Annotated in this window: 1 protein-coding gene; it reads right to left on the bottom strand. The window is 53.3% G+C overall.

Annotated elements, in window-relative coordinates; genetic code table 11:
• Positions 1-726, bottom strand: a 726-nt coding sequence (locus tag BHE85_RS17395) for a hypothetical protein (RefSeq protein WP_044326026.1), incomplete at both ends; no start/stop codon positions are given.

Raw genomic sequence — 726 nt, 5'->3', positions numbered from 1 at the left:
GGGAGTACTGGGCACTGAAATCCCCACCGGTCCCAGTCGTGAGCCTCTGTATGACTGCCCCCTGACAAGTCTGATGACTTTATCACCGTCAGCTTCTCCCTGGTACGCAGCAATAATCAGCCCGCCAATGTCAGGGTCTCCCCATCTGTTGCGGACAGAGCTCGCCACGATTCTGTAAATAATATCTTCTGTGGTTATATTTATTTTCACCCAGCCAGTCAGTCTGGATATGGGCCAGTAGCAGTAGCGGGTGTGATAAATGGGGCCGTTAATGCCGTAAAAAGTAAGGGATTTGGCTCTGTACCGCGGTTCTGTTGTCTCAGGGCGTGCATCAGTCCACCGGATGCTGAGCACCCCTTCAAACCGTGTGTCGGGTATGATGATGTCGTAGGGGCCAGCAACGGAATATTCACCTGGCAGCGCATTCCTTACCCAGGCCAGGAAATCACTCTTAGTGTCAAAACGGATAACATCTTCAGGCAGAAAAGCACACCCAAAGCCGAATGCGCCGGGTATCGCCAGACGGCCTTTTGTCCGGTCGTAAATGTCGCTCTGTGCTTCCATCGTGGCCGCACTTTTCAGCCCCAGATTATCCCGGGACTTCTGTTGTGCCTTTTCGCCTGCTGCTGCGATTTCTGACAGATGGTTAGCCATTTTCAGAGTGCCGGTCAGCGCAGCATCAATGTCATTTTTGGCCTGTTCTGCTGCGCGGGCATAACCTGCGGC

This window comes from Shigella sp. FC1567 (assembly GCF_001743015.1).
Taxonomy (GTDB): domain Bacteria; phylum Pseudomonadota; class Gammaproteobacteria; order Enterobacterales; family Enterobacteriaceae; genus Escherichia; species Escherichia coli.
This window is presented reverse-complemented; position numbering and strand designations above follow the sequence as displayed.